This window comes from Cryptosporangium sp. NPDC051539 (assembly GCF_044454545.1).
Lineage (GTDB): Bacteria > Actinomycetota > Actinomycetes > Mycobacteriales > Cryptosporangiaceae > Cryptosporangium.
This window is the reverse complement of record NZ_JBITDV010000004.1, coordinates 554,078-573,160: the sequence shown is the minus strand read 5'-3', so window position 1 is coordinate 573,160 and position 19,083 is coordinate 554,078. Positions and strand designations below refer to the sequence as shown.

General features: G+C 70.2%; 16 protein-coding genes, 1 tRNA gene and 3 pseudogenes. 7 read left to right on the top strand and 13 right to left on the bottom strand.

From position 1 onward, the window contains the following. The first annotated feature begins 3 nt into the window (after positions 1–3). Positions 4–86 (top strand) — tRNA-Leu (locus ACIBZJ_RS16310). 406 nt (positions 87–492) lie between these two features. Here the strand turns inward: ACIBZJ_RS16310 and ACIBZJ_RS16305 are convergent. Continuing rightward, the gene (locus ACIBZJ_RS16305; RefSeq protein ID WP_395930112.1) at positions 493–1,317 is read right to left on the bottom strand and encodes an acyl-CoA dehydrogenase family protein; all 825 of its coding nucleotides are present in this window, start codon (positions 1,315–1,317) and stop codon (positions 493–495) included. 368 nt (positions 1,318–1,685) lie between these two features. After that, a complete protein-coding gene (locus ACIBZJ_RS16300) occupies positions 1,686–2,474 on the bottom strand; it encodes a DapH/DapD/GlmU-related protein (protein ID WP_395930256.1) in 789 nt (262 codons plus the stop codon). Between the two features lie 180 nt (positions 2,475–2,654). Between ACIBZJ_RS16300 and ACIBZJ_RS16295 the strand changes: the two genes are divergently transcribed. Beyond that, positions 2,655–3,860 carry a helix-turn-helix domain-containing protein gene (locus tag ACIBZJ_RS16295; RefSeq protein ID WP_395930110.1) on the top strand — a complete coding sequence of 402 codons (1,206 nt, stop codon included), beginning with the start codon at positions 2,655–2,657 and terminating at the stop codon, positions 3,858–3,860. Positions 3,861–4,248: 388 nt separating this feature from the next. Here ACIBZJ_RS16295 and ACIBZJ_RS16290 read toward each other — a convergent pair. Continuing rightward, a pseudogene (locus ACIBZJ_RS16290) lies at positions 4,249–4,560 on the bottom strand (PadR family transcriptional regulator); the annotation flags it as partial. 63 nt (positions 4,561–4,623) lie between these two features. Here ACIBZJ_RS16290 and ACIBZJ_RS16285 point away from each other — a divergent pair. From ACIBZJ_RS16285 to ACIBZJ_RS16265, 5 genes are read left to right on the top strand one after another with little or no spacing between them, the layout of a single operon-like run. After that, positions 4,624–5,349 carry an ABC transporter ATP-binding protein gene (locus ACIBZJ_RS16285; protein ID WP_395930108.1) on the top strand — a complete coding sequence of 242 codons (726 nt, stop codon included), beginning with the start codon at positions 4,624–4,626 and terminating at the stop codon, positions 5,347–5,349. Beyond that, entirely contained in the window at positions 5,346–6,566 is a 1,221-nt protein-coding gene (locus tag ACIBZJ_RS16280; RefSeq protein ID WP_395930106.1) for a serine hydrolase domain-containing protein, read from the top strand. Before ACIBZJ_RS16285 ends, ACIBZJ_RS16280 begins: the two co-directional genes overlap by 4 nt. Next, entirely contained in the window at positions 6,563–7,357 is a 795-nt protein-coding gene (locus tag ACIBZJ_RS16275; RefSeq protein ID WP_395930104.1) for an ABC transporter permease, read from the top strand. The genes ACIBZJ_RS16280 and ACIBZJ_RS16275 overlap by 4 nt, the downstream gene beginning before the upstream one ends. Further along, positions 7,354–8,667 (top strand): sensor domain-containing protein, encoded by a 1,314-nt coding sequence (locus ACIBZJ_RS16270; RefSeq protein WP_395930102.1) that lies wholly within the window; start codon positions 7,354–7,356, stop codon positions 8,665–8,667. The genes ACIBZJ_RS16275 and ACIBZJ_RS16270 overlap by 4 nt, the downstream gene beginning before the upstream one ends. A 23-nt stretch (positions 8,668–8,690) precedes the next feature. After that, positions 8,691–9,335, top strand: a complete 645-nt coding sequence (locus ACIBZJ_RS16265) for a response regulator (RefSeq protein WP_395930100.1) — start codon at positions 8,691–8,693, stop codon at positions 9,333–9,335. 59 nt (positions 9,336–9,394) lie between these two features. Here the strand turns inward: ACIBZJ_RS16265 and ACIBZJ_RS16260 are convergent, their stop codons facing one another. From ACIBZJ_RS16260 to nhaA, 10 genes and pseudogenes are all read right to left on the bottom strand, one after another. Beyond that, positions 9,395–9,997, bottom strand: coding sequence for a phosphotransferase (locus tag ACIBZJ_RS16260; RefSeq protein WP_395930254.1), 603 nt, complete (start codon positions 9,995–9,997; stop codon positions 9,395–9,397). A 38-nt stretch (positions 9,998–10,035) separates the two neighbouring features. Then, complete coding sequence (locus ACIBZJ_RS16255; RefSeq protein WP_395930098.1) at positions 10,036–11,250, bottom strand: RNA polymerase sigma factor; 1,215 nt, start codon at positions 11,248–11,250, stop codon at positions 10,036–10,038. Beyond that, a complete protein-coding gene (locus ACIBZJ_RS16250) occupies positions 11,247–11,600 on the bottom strand; it encodes a YciI family protein (RefSeq protein ID WP_395930252.1) in 354 nt (117 codons plus the stop codon). The genes ACIBZJ_RS16255 and ACIBZJ_RS16250 overlap by 4 nt, the downstream gene beginning before the upstream one ends. A gap of 282 nt (positions 11,601–11,882) precedes the next feature. After that, positions 11,883–13,511: a polyketide antibiotic transporter gene (locus ACIBZJ_RS16245; protein WP_395930096.1), complete on the bottom strand. Its 1,629-nt coding sequence runs from the start codon at positions 13,509–13,511 to the stop codon at positions 11,883–11,885. After that, positions 13,508–14,398 (bottom strand): ATP-binding cassette domain-containing protein, encoded by an 891-nt coding sequence (locus tag ACIBZJ_RS16240; RefSeq protein WP_395930094.1) that lies wholly within the window; start codon positions 14,396–14,398, stop codon positions 13,508–13,510. Before ACIBZJ_RS16240 ends, ACIBZJ_RS16245 begins: the two co-directional genes overlap by 4 nt. A gap of 105 nt (positions 14,399–14,503) precedes the next feature. Further along, positions 14,504–15,797, bottom strand: a pseudogene (locus ACIBZJ_RS16235) (SLC13 family permease). Next, positions 15,794–16,246 carry a CBS domain-containing protein gene (locus ACIBZJ_RS16230; RefSeq protein ID WP_395930092.1) on the bottom strand — a complete coding sequence of 151 codons (453 nt, stop codon included), beginning with the start codon at positions 16,244–16,246 and terminating at the stop codon, positions 15,794–15,796. The pseudogene ACIBZJ_RS16235 and the gene ACIBZJ_RS16230 overlap by 4 nt, the downstream one beginning before the upstream one ends. After that, positions 16,233–16,966: pseudogene (locus ACIBZJ_RS16225) on the bottom strand (cation:proton antiporter); the annotation flags it as partial. The gene ACIBZJ_RS16230 and the pseudogene ACIBZJ_RS16225, both read right to left, overlap by 14 nt. Positions 16,967–17,041: 75 nt before the next feature. Then, positions 17,042–17,194 (bottom strand): hypothetical protein, encoded by a 153-nt coding sequence (locus ACIBZJ_RS16220; RefSeq protein ID WP_395930090.1) that lies wholly within the window; start codon positions 17,192–17,194, stop codon positions 17,042–17,044. Positions 17,195–17,276: 82 nt separating this feature from the next. Continuing rightward, the gene (gene nhaA / locus ACIBZJ_RS16215) at positions 17,277–18,575 is read right to left on the bottom strand and encodes a Na+/H+ antiporter NhaA (RefSeq protein ID WP_395930088.1); all 1,299 of its coding nucleotides are present in this window, start codon (positions 18,573–18,575) and stop codon (positions 17,277–17,279) included. Positions 18,576–19,083 lie beyond the last annotated feature (508 nt).

Below are 19,083 nucleotides of genomic sequence, written 5' to 3'. Positions count from 1 at the left end.
CGAGCCCGGGTGGTGTAAAGGCAGCCACGGCCGTCTTAAAAACGGCTGCCCGAAAGGGCGTGCGGGTTCGATTCCCGCCCCGGGCACGAAAACATCGCAGCTGTGCGACTTCTGACGTACGCGGGCTTGAGTGCGTTCAAGTCCGTTTCTGACGCAGGTATGCGGCCCTCCGGTGGCCCGGGCGTCCTCTGTCAGGCGGTGTCACCGTGACCCGCGCGACGATACCTTCCGCACCTCTTCCCTCACCGCTTGTCACCGGTCGTGGCGAGCCGCGTTCTGGCTTCGGCCCGATGCGCCGGACGGTTCCTCTGGCTCCGCAGGCTCCTCTGGACCCACGGCCGGATGCGCGGATGTCGCCTTTGCTGGCGCGGCGTGTTCGTGCGGCGCTGGTAGCTGTCGGGTCTGGCCGCACTCTGTATCTGGAGAACGGCGAACCCGTCGTCGGGTGAAGATGAGCGCCCCGGCCGGGTGGCCGGGGCGGTGGGGACTGGGTCAGGCGGCGCGCAGATTCACCAGGGCCGGCACCGTCGCATCCATGGGTACGCGTTGGAGAAGCGCCTGGCCTGCGGAGCGGTAGAGGCTGTCGTGAATGCCGTCGGCGTACAGAAGTCCAGCGAGGTCGGCGCGGGCCTTCGCGACCGGGTGTGCGCGCTGATACCCGGCTGCGCCGATCAACGGAGCCAGGTGCGCCACCACCCGATTGGCCGTGTCCGCGCCGGCGGCCTTGCCCGATCGCGCGATCAGGTCGGCGAGGGGATGATTGTTCGCGGCGAGGCGTCCGGCGGTGAGGACGGCAGTGAGCTCGGCGAGGATTTCAGCATGGGTCCGGCCGAGTGTGATCAACGCGTTGTCGCGAATCCGGGCAAGGATTCCTGCCTGGCGGCGGGTGGCAAGCGCGCTCAGGACGTGCTGGTGGACGCTGGCTGCGGTGCCCAACGCGGTCGCGGTGACCAGAGGACGGAACGCGGTGAAGTGACGGTGGAAGATCGCGAGACCTTCACCCGGCGCGCCGAGTAGCTGCTTGTCGACCTCGACCGGCACGTCGTGGAGCCGGAGGGTGCCCCAGGACCAGCCGCCGAGGCCGGACGGTTCGGTGACCTCTCGTTCGAGACCCGCGCCCCTCGCGTCGATGATCGCGGCGCTGATCTGGCCGTCCGGGTCTCGGAAGAAGGCCACGAACCCCGTGGCCTCGGTGAGGCGAGACACCCAGCACTTCTCACCGGTCAGGAGCCAGCGGCCGGTGCCTGCGATTCGTGCCTGGGTGGTGATCTCCCGAATGCGTGATCCGCCGTGTCGCTCGGTCGCGGCGATTCCCACGATCTCCCCGTCGGAGAGTCTCGCCGCCCACCGGGTGGCCGTCGCCGGGCGGGCGTTGGTGAGGATCATGGCGCCGTGTCCGGGACCGGTGGTATCGCGAAGGTCCAGGTCGTGGAAGCCCGCGAGGAACTGGGCGAGCAGCTACCACGCCCAGCCGGCTGGCCCGGCCGGTGCGCGATGCGCGTCAGCGGCCAGGCTGGCGCGGGTTTCGAGCAGCCACTCCGCCGTGGTACGGCTGTCCGCCGGCGTTGGAGCACTGGCTGCGCGGCGTGCGAGCGCGTCGCTTAGCTTGAGCAGGGTGGTCCAGTCGTGTCCGCTGAGTTCGGGGACGCTCGTCCGGATTGGTTCCAGCCACTCCCACGCGGCGCTCACCGGTCGGTCCGCCCATGTTGGATGGCTGGCACGCCATAAGCCTTGGTGTTCGGCTCGACGTCCCGGGTCACGACGGCACCTGCCCCAATCACTGCATTGGTTCCGACGGTAACGCCGTCCAGGATCACCGAGCCGGTTCCGATCCGGGCTCCGGACGCAAATGTCGGTGGTGTCATCGGTTCCTCGTGCTCCGGGTCACGCCAGATCAAATGCTTGTCGTTGATGGTGCGGACTCCGGCGCCGACGTAGGCACCGTCCCCGATCGTCATGGCCCCGGTGAGGTGGCTGGCTGGGGACACGCGGACGCGGTCGCCGATGTGGGTGCCGCGTTCGACGGTGACGTTCGCGGCCAACTGGCAGCCAGTCCCGACATGGACGTCGGTGCGCAGCAGCGTATGGTGTCCAATCGTGCTGTCGTCGCCGATTACCACCCCGGCGTAGACGATCGCGCCGGACCGCACGACGACGGCGCTTCCTAGCCGGGTTGTGCTTCCAGCTCCTACGTAGACCTCACGCATCGCGTACCCGTACTCGGGCTCTCCGACGATCGTGTGGTGGCCGATCCTGGATCCGGCCCCGATATGGGTGCCGCCGTGCACGATGACGAAGGCCCCGACGCTGACGTGATCGGCCAGCACTATCTGACGGGCCACACTGACGAGGTCGTGGACGAGGAATAGCGCTGTGGGATGGATGTCGCAGCTGTGTCCGACCTTCAGCAGCCCGGCCTCGATCAGGTCGCCCGCGCTGGCAGGGGTCGGAGTGGCGGTGTGGGGTTGCATCATCACGGGATCTCCGTTCTGACGTTCGGCGGTCGCCGACGCTCCATCAGGAAAGCCCGTCCGCCATGCGGTGCCGGGTTCTAAGTGCGTGTTCCGGAGGCCGGTTGCGTCTTTCGCAAAGCACCTTGGTGCGCACCATCGCTCGCCGTACTCTGCCGAGCAGACGAGCGAGGGAGAGCCTCGATGAACGTTGCGCACCGCTTGTCCCGGTCCGCTGATCGCGGTCACGTCCTGCGCCGCTACCGGCAGCTTGCCGACCTGACGCAAGCCGAGGTCGGCCTCCGTATCAACCGGTCCGGCGCCGCAGTCTGCCGCCTGGAAAATGGGGGCGCCCGGCACGCCGACGTTGACACGCTTCTGCGTCTTTCCGATGTGCTGGATATCCCGCTCGACGAGCTGGGAATCACCCCGCGCGGCGGCCCCACGCCTCACCGGACGGCCGGTAGGGTCGGCCCGATCGAGAGGGGAGACGCCATGCAACGCCGCACCCTGCTCACCGCCCTGGTCGGCCTCGGCGTCACCGGCGCACTGGGCGCCAGCGCTGCACCACCTCAGGCCGAGCTGGCACCCCAAGATGCTCCGGGTGCGCTGGTCCGCGCCCGGGCATCGTTCGCCGCCGGACACTACGCCGACACCCAGCGGCTCCTTCCGCCGATCATCCGCGCCGCGGACGCTTCTCCGCGGTTGGTCGCCACACTCGTACAGGCCTATGCGCTGCTCAGCGAGGTGTCGACCAAAGTCGGCGGCAACGGACGCGCATGGGCCGCCGCCGACCAAGCGCTTGCGATCGCCCGCGACAGCGGCGACCCTGCACTGACGGGCCTGGCTGCTACCAGGCTGGCGGTCGCGATGCGCCGCGACGGCGACACCGCAGATGCCCTCACGCTGCTCGGCGACGCCGCGCAACGGCTGACCAGCGAGCGTGCGCTGCCGCTGCGCGGATCCATGCTGCTCACCGCCGCTTACACCGCAGCGGTCGCCGGTGACCGGCAGGACGCCACGGGCCTGCTGGGCGAAGCCGAGCAGATCGCCGCTCGCGTTCCGGCGACCGCACGGTTCAGCACACCGATTGCGGACGGATACGCAATCAGCGTCCACAGCACGCTCGGTGACTCAGCCCGCGCCGTCCAATACGCGTCCCGCCTGCGGCTTGACCAACTGCCCACCGGCGAACGGCGGGCCCGCGCCGCGGTCGACGCCTTCCACGCCTGGAACATGCATGGCGACGCCGACCGTGCCGTTGCCTCTTTGCACACCGCGGAGCGGCACGCTCCGCAGGAACTACGTCGCGCCACCGTCCAACAGCGGGCCAGGGCAATGCTCGACCGGCCGGGCCATGAGCCTGCAGGTCTGCGTCAACTCCTCGCCAGGAGCGCGATGTCCGTCTAGGCCTCGCTGCTACAAGCGTGCCTGTTGCGATGGTTGGGGGAGCCGTTGGCGGCTCCGATGCGGCTCGTACCTCAATAGCACCCGATCACGCTGCTTTACAGAACGAGCGCCCGCAGGGTCGATCTGGAACAAGTCGTATGAACAGAACAGCTATCACTGATGCGCACTCGTTAACAAAGGCCCATATGAGCCGTCATTCCGGAGTACTACCGGATACAGTGGACTTTTAGTCCGCGGGTTCTGGGTTCGATCCCCAGGCGGCCCACCGCAGAGAGTGACGAACCGTGTCACGTGCTCTAACGCCGTCGATGGGCACTTGCTTGCGCGATGGAGGCGACGGCTGAGCCTCTGAGGCCGGCCTTTGTGCAGGTCGGGAAGGTCGGAGGGTTCGATCCCCAAGCGGTCTCCGGCAATGTTGGTGACGGACGTACTGCCATTTCGTCCAGAACATCGCGAGTTCTTTCCGGCCGGCGTCGTTGAGTGCATAGAACTTGCGTGGCGGCCCCACGTCGGACGGCCGTTTCGCCACCTGGACGAGGCCGTTCTTCTCCAGCCGCAGCAGGATCGTGTACACCGTGCCGTCCACGACGTCGGCGAAGCCGAGCTCATTCAGCCGGCGCGTGATGGCGTACCCGTAGGTCTCCTCGCCGCCGATGATGTCGTGGGGGAGATCCCCCACGGAAAGACGGAGGTCTTCCACGTTCCGCGTTCCGGGCGGCGCGAATAGCTTCGAGGTCATGATTCGGTACACGCGGAGCGGCTCATGATCCAGATAGGCGGACTGACCAAACGCTATGGTGCGACGACGGCCGTGGGCGGGCTCGACTTCGACGTCCGGCCGGGCGCGGTCACTGGGTTCCTCGGTCCCAACGGATCCGGAAAGTCCACCACCATGCGCATAGTCATGGGGCTGGACCGCCCGGACCACGGCACCGCGACCATCAACGGCAAGCCGTACCGCGAATTGCGCTGGCCGCTACGAGAGGTGGGTGCGCTGCTCGAAGCGCGCACCTATCATCCCGGCCGAAGCGCGCAGAATCACCTCGCCGCGCTGGCCGCCGCGAGCGCGATCCCGCGATCACGCGTCGGCGAGGTGCTGACCACCGTCGGCCTCGGCGCCGTGGCACGCAAGCGGGCCGGCGGATTCTCACTCGGGATGTCCCAGCGGCTCGGTATCGCCGCGGCCCTGCTCGGTGACCCCGCAGTGCTGCTCTTCGACGAACCCGTGAACGGGCTCGATCCGGAGGGTGTGCGGTGGATCCGCGATCTGATGAAGTCGCTCGCCGCCGAGGGGCGCACCGTGCTGCTCTCCAGCCACCTCATCAGCGAGATGGCGCTCACTGCCGACCATCTGATCGTGATCGGCCAGGGCCGGTTGCTCGCCGACAGCACCGTCACCGAGCTGACCGCCGGAGGGCGGTCGCTGGAGGAAGCGTTCTTCGCCCTGACCAGTGGCAGCGCCGAGTACCGGGGGACCACGCCGTCGTGATTACCCGTCGAACCGTGCTGAAGGCCGGAGCCGTCGCCACGGTCGCGGCGGCAGCCGGCGTGAACGCGGCCACGCCCGCCGCGGCCACGCCCGCCGCGGCCACGCCCGCCACGCCCGCCACGCCCGCTGCGTCCGCCACGCCCGCTGCGTCCGCCACGCCCGCTGCGTCCGCCACGCCCGCGAAGGACAGCGCCGCGTTCCAAGCGGCGCTCGACCGTATCGCCGGCAAAGCCGCGTCCGGTGTCCTCGCCGAGGTCCGCGACCCACACTGGGTGTGGCGGGGTTCCAGTGGGGTCTCGGAGCTCGGAACCTCGAAGCGTGTCGTGCCCACCGGGCGGTTCCGGATAGGCAGTGTCAACAAGAGCTTCATGTCGACAGTCATGCTGCAACTCGTCGCCGAGCGGCGGCTGGGCCTGGACGATCCGATACGACGCTGGCTCCCGGGCGTCGCGCCCGGCGAGGACCGGATCACCGTGCGGAATCTGCTGCAGCACACCAGCGGCATATTCGACTACACCACCCTGCTACCTCAGATCTTTCCCACGATTGCCGACGTCGTCCGCCAGCGGTACCGCACGTGGACGCCCCGCGAGCTCCTCGCGCTGACCGCCGTCCATCCGCCGCTGTTCGAGCCCGGATCCTCCTGGTCGTACTCCAACACCAACTACATTCTGCTCGGGCTCGTCATCGAGCGGGTCGCCGGCCGCGGGTACGCCGACGAGATCCGGCGCCGGATCCTCGATCCGCTTCGCCTGTACGACACCGCGGGGCCCGGCACCGACCCGCACATCCGCGGGCCACACTCGCACGGGTACCTGCTCGACGAGAGCGGCGCGACCGTCGACATCACGGTGTTCAATCCGTCGATCGCCGGTGCGTCCGGCGACATGCTCTCCAGCGCCACCGACCTCAACCGTTTCTTCGGCGAACTCAACGCCGGTCGGCTGGTGCCCGGCACGCTGCTCACCGAGGCGCGGACGGTATTCCCCGGTACCAGCTACGGGCTCGGCCTCCAGACCAAGACCGCGCCCACCGGAGTGACGCTGTGGGGTCACACCGGCGGCATCTTCGGGTACTACACGTACTCGTTCAGCACCGTTGACGGGCATCGCCGGCTCACGCTGTCGACGAACCCGTGGGGCGACGACGACCTCGGCCCCGGGCTGCCCGATTTCCTGACAGCGGTGTTCCCCGCCGAACCGAGGAGTCAGGGATGACGCGCACGCTGATGGCCGGCCTGCCCGCCGGACGTCACGGATTCCGGCAGGCTGTGCGGATGGAGTGGATCAAGCTGCGCAGCCTGCGTTCCACACCGTGGATGCTGCTGACCACCACGGTCAGCATGATCGTTGTCGGGGTGGCCGCGATGGCCAACACCAAAGCGCCCGGCCCGGCTGCCGCGGCGTCCTTCGACCCGGTGAACAACGCGCTGGCCGGGGTGGTGCTCGGTCAGCTCGTCATCGGCCTGATGGGCGTCCTGGCGGTCACCAGCGAGTACACCTCCGGCTCGATCAGGTCCACGCTCGCGGCAGTGCCCGGCCGGTGGACAATGCTCGCCGCCAAGTCGGCCGTCGTCGGACTGATCTCGCTTGTGGTCGGTGAGACTGTCACCTTCGTGACCTTCTTCGCCGGCACGGCTGCCATGGCCGCCGGGGTTCCGCAACCGTCCCTCGGCGACGCCGGGGTGCTGCGCGCGGTCGTGCTGTCCGGCGCGTACCTGGCAATGGTAGCCCTGATCGGCATCGGCCTGGGTGCTGCGATCCGGCACTCCTCAGCGGCGATCGGTGCGCTCGTCGGCCTGTTCTTCGTGCTGCCGCTGCTGCTCGCGGGGTTGACCGGGCCGACGGTGTCGAAGTTCCTGCCGACATTGATCTTCAGCAGCTCGCTCGGCGTCTCACGCGAGGTGTCGGAGGTGCTCACGCCGTGGGTCGGCTTTGCCGTGCTCTGGCTGTACGTCGTGGCGGCGCTGGGGGGCGGCGGCTGGCTGTTGGCGCGGCGAGACGCGTGAGCCGGTCGGGGGTCGTGCACGCCGTCCTCACCGCACCCTTCACTCGACGCGCCTGGGCCGAGGCCGGGTACTGCCTGCTCAGCGTCCCGGTCGCGCTGGTCGGCTTCGTTCTCGCGCTGAGCCTCCTCGGCCTCGGCGTAGGGCTCATCGCTTCCGTGGTCGGCGCCGGACTGGGACTGGTCCTCGCCGTCGTGGCCCTCGGCCTCTCCCGCGCCCTGGCGGCACTCCAGCGCGCCTTGGCGGCACGCCTGCTGGCCGATCGGGTCACTGCCCCGGCGCGACTCCGCCCGGCCGGCGGCTTCTTCGCCCGGTTGGACGCCCGGCTGCGGGACGAGGCGGGCTGGCGCGCGACCGCGTACGGACTGGTGAAGCAACCGGTCGCGGTCTTCCAGCTGTACGCGGCGACCTGGTGGCTGATCGCCGCATTCGACCTCCTCACGCCGCTGCGCTGGCTGGTCCTCCACGAGCACGGCACGGTCCTGCGGACGATCTCGCCGTTTCCGGGCGGCGCCGGGGCTCCGCACTCCGCCAGTTTCGCCGCCACCTTCATCACCGCCGGCATCGGCGTCCTGACGTTGCTGGCCGCCCCCTGGTTCACCCGCGCGGTGGTCGCGGTCGACCGCTGGCTGGTGCGTGCCTTGCTCGGTCCGGGTGAGCTCGCCCAGCGGGTGCGCAGTCTGGAGGAGACCCGGGCGCTGGCCCTGGAGGACTCGGCGGCACTGCTGCGCCGGCTGGAGCGCGACCTCCACGACGGGGCACAGGTCCGGCTGGTGGCGCTGGCGATGAGTCTGAACATGGCTGCCGAGGGGCTGGGCCCTGCGGGCGGGCCGGTGACCGATCCGGACCGGGTGCGGGAGCTGGTCAGAACCGCCCACCGCAATGCCGGCGAAGCACTGTCCGAACTCCGCAATCTCTCCCGTGGCATCCACCCCCCGGTGCTGGACGAGGGACTGCCGGACGCGTTGGCCACCCTCTGCGCGGGCAGCCTGGTGCCGGTCGAGCTGTCGGTGGACCTGCCGCAGCGGCCGACTCCGGCGATCGAGAGCATCGCCTACTTTTGTGCGGCCGAGCTGCTGGCCAACGTGATCAAGCACAGCGGGGCCGGGCACGCGGTGCTGCGTGCCGAACTGCAAAACGACAGGCTGCAACTACTGGTGTCCGACGACGGCCTCGGCGGTGCCGGGATCGGCGCCGGCACGGGTCTTCCGGGCCTCACCCAACGCGTCCGCACCGTTGACGGCAGCCTGCGGATCAGCAGCCCACCCGGCGGCCCGACCGCGGTGGAAATCGACCTTCCCCTGCACGCATGAGAAGCAGTGAGACGATGCCGGCCATGCGCATCGTGATCGCCGACGATTCGGCCATCCTGCGCGAGTTGCTGGTCCAGATGCTTACCGAACGCGGGCACGAGGTCTGCGCGGCCGTGGCAGACGCCGAAGCGCTGCGATCCGCCGTCGCCGAGCACCGGCCCGACGTCACCATCATCGACATCCGGATGCCACCCACCCACAGCACCGAGGGCCTGCGAGCAGCGATCGACATCCGCCGAGAACACCCCGGTACCGGCGTGCTGCTGTTCTCCCAATACATCGAGACGAGGTTCGCGACCCGGCTGCTCGCCGCCGGCTCCGCGGGGGTCGGCTATCTGCTCAAGGACCGTGTCGCCGACGTCGCCGAGTTCACCGAGGCGCTGACCCGCGTCGCGGCCAGAGGCACCGCCCTCGACCCCGAGGTGGTCACTCAGCTTGCAGGCGGCGGCAGACGGGCCGCGGAAATTGAGTCGCTCACCGCACGCGAGCGTGAGGTGCTAGCGCTGATGGCGGAGGGCAGGTCCAACTCGGCCATCGCGCAAACCCTGCTGGTGTCGGCGGGCACGGTGGAGAAGCATGTCGCGGCGGTCTTCGGCAAGCTCGGCCTGCCCTCCTCGGAGGACGCCAACCGGCGGGTGCTTGCCGTACTGCGCTATCTGGGCGCGTGACCAGGCCGTCCACGGGTTCGATCCCCAAGCGGTCGACGACCCCGACCCGCGCCACGACGTCAACTCCGCGGCGTTGAGCTCGTCCCAAGAGGCATTCCACCCCCTGGCCGAGCTGCATCGACAAGCCTGCTGAAACGAGCCGGACCGCGTCCATGGTCTCCGCCGGAGGATCGGGCCGGTCGGCCAGGAAGCTGGTCGAGGGTGTGCCGTCCGACGGCGGCGAGGAACGGGTCGTCGGTGTGCACGGCGAAGGGAGTGCCGAGGTTGAGGGCCCATCCTGCGGAGAGGTCGGTGGCGGGGTCGCCGGCGGTGAGGTCACCGAAGTCGATGACTGCCGCCAAGCGGGCCGGCGCAGCGTCGGTGACGAGCAGGTTCGACGGATGCGGATCGCCGTGCAGCCAGAGCGGCGGCCCCGGCCAGGGTGGGGTCGCGACGAGGTGGCCCAGAGCGCGCCGAGTGACGCGGCGCGCGGTACCACGCCGCTGTTCAGCCGGGCGAGCACCGCGGACTCGCGTGCGGCCAGCGGGACGCCGCGGACTGGGTCGTGGGGGGCGCCGTCCGGTGCCGGCGTGTGCGGGTCGGCGAAGAACACGACGAGTTCGGCGGCGAAAGCGGTGCGCTCGCGGGGTGGGATCGTGCGGGCCGGGGGTCGGTCGAACCAGGACCGCCTCAGCGTGCCATCGCCAAGGCCCCGCATATTTCAGGAACGGGCGCGTAGCTGGGCGGCGCGGCGGGTGAGGTAGCGCTGTTCGGGGAGGCTGGCGGTGGTCCGGGCGGCGCGCAGGTAGGCCGCGTGGGCGGCGTCGGGTAGGCCGGCTTGTTCGAGGAGGTGGGCGCGGACGGCGTCGAGGCGGTGGCTGTTGGCCAGCCGCTGGTCGCCCTCGAGGGTGCCGAGAGCGGCCAGGCCGACGGTGGGGCCATGGACTCGGGCCAGCGCGACGGCGCGGCTGAGCGTGACGACCGGTCCAGGCGCAATCTGGACGAGGACGTCATAAAGCGCCAGAATCTGGGGCCAGTCGGTGTCTGCGGCGGTCGGCGCCTCGTCATGGAGGGCGGCGATGGCCGCCTGTACTTGGTAGGGCCCGATCGGTCCGGCGCCGAGCGTGCGGGCGAGCAGGGCTTGGCCTTCGGCGATCGCGGCGGCGTCCCACCGGGTCCGGTCTTGGTGGTCGAGAGCGACGATCGAGCCGTCGTCGTCGGTGCGGGCGGCGCGGCGGGCGTCGGTGAGCAGCATGAGTGCCAGCAGCCCGGCGATCTCGCCGTCGGCGGGCTGCAGCCGGTGCAGGAGGCGGGTGAGCCGGATGGCTTCGACGGTGAGGCCGACGCGGGTGAGGTCCGGTCCGGAGGTGCTGGTGTAGCCCTCGTTGAAGATCAGGTACAGCACGTGGAGCACCACACCGAGGCGGCCGGTCTGGTCGTCGGGGAGTTCGAAGCGGGCGCCGGCCTCGCGGGTCCGGGTTTTGGCGCGGCCGATGCGCTGCGCCATCGTGGCTTCGGGGACGAGGAACGCCGCGGCGATCTGCGCGGTGCTCAGGCCGCCGACGGCGCGGAGAGTGAGAGCTAGCTGCGATGGCTCCGAGAGCGCGGGATGGCAGCAGAGGAACAGCAGCACGAGCGTGTCGTCGCCGGTGGCAACCGGGTTCCGGCTCGGATCCCGCGCGGCGGTGGTCTCGCGGCGGCGCCGGGCGTGGTCGTTGCGCCAGTGGTCGATCAGCGTGCGGGTGGCGACCGTGGTCAGCCAGGCACGCGGAGAGTCCGGGACGCCGTCAGTGGGCCACTGGACAGTGGCGGCGAGGAGCGCTTCCTGGACGGCGTCCTCGCAGGCGTCGAACTGGTCGTAGCGACGGACGAGCGCGCCGAGGACCTGCGGCGCCAGCTCGCGCAACAGGCCCTCGAACGACTCGCCGGGAATCACGCCTGGTCGGGGGTCTCGTCCATGACCCGACGGACCTCCATCGGGTATTCGGTGACCGCGACGACAAGGGAGGCGATCTCGAGCGCGCGGTCGTGGCTGCACTCAAGCACCCAGTAGCCGGCCAGGGATTCCTTGATTTCGGCGAACGGGCCGTCGGTGGGAGTGGGCGTGCCGTCGGTGAAGCGGACGGTGGTGGCCCGAATGGGGTCGGTCAGATGCCTGCTGTCGACGACTTCACCGGATTCGCGCAGTTCGGCGTCCATGCGCATCATCGTGGTCTGCAGGTCGACGATCCGCTCGGGGCTGCGGTCGGCCAGCGTCGCGCCGAGGCCGCCGAACATCATGAGCATGTACTTCACGGGTGTCTCCTTCGGTCGCCGATGGTGTCCCGTGGTCGAAGCCGACGTCCTGGAAATCGACATCCGCGCAGGAAAAGTTCGAAACAAGCCTCGCCGAGCGCGGGTGATCGACGGAGCCCAACGGCGTCAACGCCGACATCGGGCCGCGCCGCAGCCACAGTCCGGCGAACGATCGGCGGGTCAGGGTCTCGTAGCGGTGCGGATTGCCGGCCAGGCCGAACATGTGCTCACGACTCGACGACATCGGAATTCGACCCGGCCGGGAGCGGGCGTTCATCCGCGCAGATCCCGGTCGCGGAACCGAAGAATGCCGAGGGCGACGCCGGCGGCGGCCAGCAGGGTCATGGTCCCGGCGGCAACCCAGTGCGGCGGATCGAGCGGCACCGCGGCCAGGTGTGCGAACGGAGAGAAGTCGAGCAGCCATCGGGGTGCTCCGGCGTCGAGCGCGAGGACGTAGAGCAGGAACCCGCCGACGGCGGGAAGCCCGCCGACCGCGCCCACCGCACGGGGCATCCAGCCGACGGCGAGCACCGACGCGGCGAGGCAGAGCGCGACGATCGGCAGCATGTTTATCGCGCCACCCAGCGCCTGCCCCAACCCGAACTCGGTGCCGCCACTGAGCGCGAGCCCGAGCCACAGCGTCAGTCCGGCGACGACGGCGAGGGCGACGGCGCCCACCGCGGTGGCGGCGATCTCCGCGCCGATCAGCCGCACGCGCGTAATAGGACCGGCCGCCAAGGGCGTGAGGCGCCGGTCGGCTTCGGCCTCGGTGAACGCGGCCAGCCGCACGGAGACGAACCCACCGATCGGCAGGGCGAGCACCGCGAACAGCGTCGCCGCGAAGCCCCGGACCGACGAGAGCGCGAAGCCGGCGTCGGCGGCCCGGTCGCCGAACATGGGGTTGTCGGCGAGAAAATCGAGTGCGCTCTGCGCGGTGAGCCCGATGAGCAGGAAGTAGGCGCCCAGCGCGAGTGACCACGCGACCACGGGGCCGAAGACACGGCGGAACGCGAAGGCGTCGACCGAGCCGAGGAGACCGGTCCGCGCACGCCGGACCGGGCGGGCCGGGACGAGACCGCGGGCCAGGTCCCGGCGGCCACTCGCGACGGCCGTGGCCGCGGCGAGGGCGGCCGCCGCCAGGCCGAGCACCACCAGCGGCAGCCACTGGTTCGCGGCGTAGGGCTGAGCGAGGCCGAGCAGCCCGAGCGGGGACAGCCAGCGTAGCCGGCCGAGGACGTCCACCCCGTCACCGAGCATGCGCAGCAGCAGGCTCGCGCCGAGCACGGCCACGGCGGAGGTGGTCGCGGCGGCCCGGCCGGAGAACACCTGGGCGGCCAGGGCCGCGAGGCTAGCGAAGCAGGCCCCGACCAGTGCCAGCCCGGCACCGAACACGAGCGCGCCGCCGCCTCCCGCGCCGCTCGCCGTGAGCGCGACGGTCACCCCGAGACCGATGAGTACCGAGGCCGCGGCCACCAGGGCCAGATGCCGGGACACGACGGCCCGCAGGGAGGTGCGTCCGGCCAGCAGGAGGTCCCAGCGGCCCGCAGCCTCGTCGCCGCGGGTCACGCGTGTCGTCGCCACGATCGCCCAGACCGAGACCAGGACCGAGAGCGGGGTGCCGACACGCCACACGGCGAAGCCGCCGATCGTGTCGAGGCCGACCGGATCGCCGAACAGGGTACGGATGGCCGGGTTGCCGGCGAGCGAGCGCAGTGACCCGACGTTGCCGGGGACGGAGATGATCGCGTCGGCGGTCGCGGCGACCAGCGAGATCACTCCGACGGCGGTGACGAGGACCAATCCGGCGCCCAGACGCAGCTGCCGGAACGCGAGCCCGCTCACCGCCCGGCCGGCCGCGCTCGGCCGCGCCGGGGTCGGCGTGGAGGTCAGGACGGCGGTCATCGGGTGGCCCGGCCGTAGTAGTCGAGGAAGATCTCCTCGAGGCTGGGCTCCCGGACGCTCAGCGCGATGGCGTCGACGTTGGCCAGCGCGCGCAGCGCGGGACCGGGTGGGCCGGTCAGCGCGAACCGCAACCGTCCCTCACCGAGCGGCTCGACACCATCGACGCCGGGCACCGCATCCAAGACAGGCGGCGTACCGGTGAAGGTGAGCGTCACCTCGGAGCGGTGCAACCGGCGCAGCTCGGCGACCGACGCCACCTCGACCAGACGGCCTGAGCGCAGGATGCCGACCCGGTCACAGACCGCCTCGACCTCGGCCAGCTGATGCGAGCTGAGAAAGACCGTCTGGCCGCGGTCGCGGGCCTCGGTGACGCAGCGGCGGAACTCCTGTTCCATCAGCGGGTCCAGGCCGCTGGTCGGCTCGTCGAGGACCAGCAGTGGCGCACGGGTGGCGAACGCGGCGACCAGCGCGATCTTCTGCCGGTTGCCGGTCGAGTACGTCCCGGCGCGTTTACCGAGATCGACGGTGAACCGGTCGAGCAACTCGGCCTCGTAGTCGGCGTCGATGCCCGGCCCGGTGCGCGCGAGTAGGTGCAGGATTTCCGCGCCGGTCAGCCGCGGCCAGAGCGTCACGTCGGCCGGCACGTACGCGACGTGGTGGTGAGCGGTCGCCACGTCCGAGGAGTCCGTGTCGAAGATCCAGGCTCGGCCCGACGTCGGTGTGGCCAGCCCGAGGATCAGCCGGATCGTGGTGGACTTCCCGGCGCCATTCGGGCCGAGGAAGCCGAACACTTCGCCGGCGGGCACCTCGATCGTGAGGTCGTCGAGCGCCACGAGGCGGCCGTAGTGTTTGGTAAGGGCGGAGGTGCGCACGGCGGAACCGGTCATCGCCGGAAGCCTTTCGATCGGCACGAAGAATCGGACCGCCGACCAGGCTTCCCGGCACACCTACGGAGGACTGTACGCCCGCCGGTTCTACATGGGAACGACCGTTCAGGTGAAAGCGAAGTAGCGTAGCCAGAGGTAGACGGCGCTGAGCCCGACCGTGACCGCGGTGACGATCAGGCCGTAGCGGGTGAATTCCCAGAAGCTGATCGGCTGCCGGTTGCGTTCGGCAATGCCGAGCACGACGACATTGGCCGACGCGCCGATCGCGGTCGCGTTGCCGCCCAGGTCGGCGCCGAGCGCGAGCGCCCACCAGAGCACGTGGTTGCCGCCGGAACTCTGGACCAGGTCGGCGGTGATCGGGGCCATCCGTGGCGACGTAGGGGATGTTGTCGACGACGCCGGAGAGCACGGCCGAGCCGAACAGCAGGATCATCGTGGCACCGAGGTCGGAGCCGCCCATGGTGCCGGCCAGCCCGCGCGAGGCCTGACCGATGACGCCGGTCTCGATCAGCGCGCCGACCATGATGAACAACCCGGCGAAGAACGCCAGCGTGGGCCACTCCACCTCGCGGAGCACCTCGGGTGTCTCGACTTTCGAGATGGCCACGAGGAGTCCGGCGCCCAGGAGCGCGACGACGCTGGGCGCGTAGTGCAGCACCGGGTGCAGCACGAACCCGGCGACGACGAGCGCGAGCACGATCAGCCCTTGGACGAGCAGCCGCCGGTCGCGGATGGCTTCGCGTTCGTTGAGTGAGAGGACCTCGGCGGCGCGGTCGGCGTCGTACACGAAGACGCGGCGGAACAGGACCCGGCACAGGCCGATCAGCACGACGGTGAGCACGACGGCGATCGGGAGCAGGTGAACGAGGAAGTCGTTGAAGCTCAAGCCGGCGCGGCTGGCGATGATGATGTTCGGCGGGTCACCGACGAGTGTGGCGGTGCCGCCGATGTTGGACGCGAACACCTCGGCGATCAGGAACGGCGCGGCAGGCAGCCCGAGACGGTCGCAGACCAGCAGCGTGACCGGCGCGACGAGCAGCACGGTCGTGACGTTGTCCAGCAGCGCCGAGGCCGTGGCGGTGAGCACGATCAGCATCACCATGACCCGGAACGGGCGGCCGCGCGCCCGTTTGACCGACCAGATGGCCAGGTACTCGAACAAACCGGTCTGACGTAGCACCCCGACGATCGCCATCATGCCCAGCAGCAGGAAGATGACGTTCCAGTCGACGCCGGTGGACTCGTCGTAGAACGCGGCGGCGTCGTCGGTGGCGGCGATCGCGAGCATGAGCCCGGCGCCGCCGAGCGCCGCAGCGGTGCGCGGGATGCGCTCGCTGATGATCAGGGCGTAGACGGCGACGAAGATCGCCAGCGCGGCCCAGGCGTGCCAGCCGCTCACGTGATCGCCAGCAGCCGGTCGAGCAGATGCGCGGAGCTGATCACGCCGAGTGTGCGGCCGTCCTCGACGACCACGACGAGTGGACTGCGTTCCCGGACCATGGCGGTGGCGACCTCCAGGGCGGTGTCGTCCGGTGCGACGACCGGCGGCATCCTGTGTTTCTCCAGCAGGCAGTCGGCCACCCGTCGTCCGGCCAGGGCTTCGCAGAGCCGGTCGGCGTGCGGCTCGTCGACCACGGCCGCCAGCCGTGGATCGTCCAGCACGTAGGCCGGGACGATGAGTTCCAGGAGCCGCGCGGCCGACAGCACCGCGTAGGGCGCGCCGTCCGGGCCACCGGCGGTGACCAGCACCGCTTGCAGGTCGCGCTCGGCGACGAGCTTCGCGGCGGCGAACGCGTCGCTGTCACCGGCGACGAGCGGGTAGGGACGGACCAGGTCACGCGCGAGCATCGTCGGCCTCCTTCGAAGGGTGTTCGTCGTCGGGTATCCCCACCAGCTTCTCGACGTCGAACATGCGCGCGATCGGCACGTCGGTGCTGCTGTGGGCGACGATCGGGAACGCGATGCAGATCGCGACAAGGGTGTACGCCTCGTCAGCTTCCGGGATGCCGGACCGGAGCACGAGGATGCCGTAGACGACCGCCGCGAAGCCCTTCGGTCCGAACCAGGCCACGGTCAGCCGCTCGCGGCGGTCGATGTTCGTGCCGATCAGCGAGGGCAGCACCGCCCCGGCACTGAAAGCGGCAGGTAGGGGTTGGCGTGGGTGAACCGGGCCAGCGCCCGGATCGCCGGCGGAACCGCGACACCGAGCACCACGCCGAGCAGCTGGCGCAGCCGGGCCGCAACCTCCGCACGGCCGACGATCGCCGACGCGAAAACCGGGTCGGTCGGTTCCAGTACCGCGCCGACGAGGAACGAGGTGACCCAGCCCGGGCCGACCAGGAAATGTGTCAGGACCGCCATGCCGACGATCGCCAGCGGCAGCCCGAGGCCGAGGGCACGCATCGGGTTGCGCCATGCGGCTCCCAGCTGCCGGAACGACACGTGCATACCGTCGGTGAACAGCACCACGAACAGGGCGAGGTCCGCGGGGACCTCGACGATCTCGCTGTCGGGCGAGACGTGGATGAGTCCGAGGAACCCGTCTCCGACCACGGCCCCACCGACCAGGCTTCCCGGCTCACCGCAGGGGAGATTACCCACCGACTAGTGGTGGGGGTCACCGGCTCGCGGGGCCGTCGGTGTTCAGCCGAATACCAGCTCGAGAGCGACCACGATCGCGAGGACCGCGAACAGGACCTTGGCGGCGGTCACCACCGGAGGAGGCGCGACGTAGGTGTTGAAGCAGACATCGCACCGGCACGCGGGATAGCCCGCCGAATGCGGAGGAGCGGTCACGCCCCCAGTATCGCCCTACCGCACACGCTGCGTGACGTTTGCGCAAGGTTGTCGTCACGGTGTCCGCCCCGATTGGTCCCGTTCATGACTGCTCGTAGACGTCCGGGATGCCGTCCCGATCGTCGTCGCGCTCTTCTTCCTCTTTCAGCCGGCGGTAGGTGCGGTTGCGCAGACGCAGGAGGACGGCCGCCAGGATCGCGGCGATCAGCGAGCCGGTGAGGACGGCGACCTTGACGTGCTCGTCGCTTTCGCTGCCGACGCCGAAGGCGAGTTCGCCGATGAGCAGGGAGACGGTGAAGCCGATGCCGGCCAGCACGGCCAGGCCGACGACGTCGATCCAAGCCAGCCCCTCGTCGAGACTGGCGCGGGTGAACCGCGAAACCATGTAGGTGGTGAGCGTGATCCCCACGGTCTTGCCGACGACCAGGCCGACCACGATGCCGACCGCGACCGGGTCGGTGAGGGCGGTGGCCAGCCCGTCCAGGCCGCCGACGGTGACGCCGGCGGCGAAGAACGCGAACACCGGCACCGCGATCGCGGCGGAGATCGGCCGGAACCGGTGTTCGAAGTGCTCGGCCAGGCCGGGACCGGCGTCCGGCCCGCCGGCCTTCTCACTGCGCAGGACCGGCACCGCGAACCCGAGCAGGACACCGGCGACGGTGGCGTGCACCCCGGAGGCGTGGGTGAGGGCCCAGGCGGCGAACGCCAGCGGCAGCAGCAGCCACCAGGACCGGACGCGCCGTTGGACCAGCACGGTGAACACGGCGAGCGGCACGATCGCGCCGAGCAGCGGCAGGACCTGCAGGCTGGAGGTGTAGAAGACCGCGATGATGATGATCGCGATCAGGTCGTCGACCACGGCCAGGGTGAGCAGGAACGTCCGCAGCGCCGAGGGCAGGTGGCTGCTGATCACGGCCAGAACGGCCAGGGCGAACGCGATGTCGGTCGCGGTGGGGATGGCCCAACCGTCCAGCGGACCGCCGCCGGCGAGGTTGATCAGGACGTACAGCAGCGCGGGCACCGCGACCCCGCCGACCGCGGCGGCGATCGGGATCGCCGCTCGCTTCGGATCGCGCAGGTCGCCGGCGACGAACTCGCGCTTGAGTTCCAGACCCGCGACGAAGAAGAAGATCGCGAGCAGCCCGTCGGCAGCCCAGTGACCGATGGTCAAGTCCAGGTGCAGGCTCGCAGGACCGAGGTGGGTGTCGCGTAGCCTGCCGTACGCATCCGACCAGGGGGAGTTCGCCCAGACGAGTGCGGCGACCGCGGCGACCAGCAGCAACGCGCCGCCGATGGTCTCGCGGCGCAGGATGTCGGCGATGCGCTGCGCTTCAGGCCAGGAACCGCGGCCGAGCAGGCGTGGTGGCGTGACGGACGGCATGGGGCCTCCGGGATGCGGGGTCGGCTCGGACGTCGCCGACCAGGCTTCCCGGCACACCGCTAACTACGTTAGCGCAGGCCAGACGTTTCGATCGCCACGGCACCACCGTTGGGGACGACCTGGGTTCCGTCGAGGCCGGTCACCGCGAGGTGCCCGAGTCACCAGCGGAAGGCGGCGTCGGCGACGATCTCGCCGCAGACCGGGCAGCGCAGCTGATGCCGCAGCATCGTCGCTCCTTCTGAAGAAGAGTGCCTCGGGTGGCGGCAACTAAGCGTTCGATGGCGTCGATGCTCCCCAGGACCAGCATCTGGTCGGCCTACATCAGCCCGGGATCGGCGTCGGCGCAGTCCAAGCCTCCGACGCCGTGGTCACCATGGGCGGCGGCGACACCTGCCCGATCTTCCCCTTCTCCGGCTAACGCTACGAGGACGGGAAGCTCACCGACCCGACCCGACCCGACCCGACCCGACCCGACCCGACCCGACCCGACCCGACCAGGCAGGGCAGG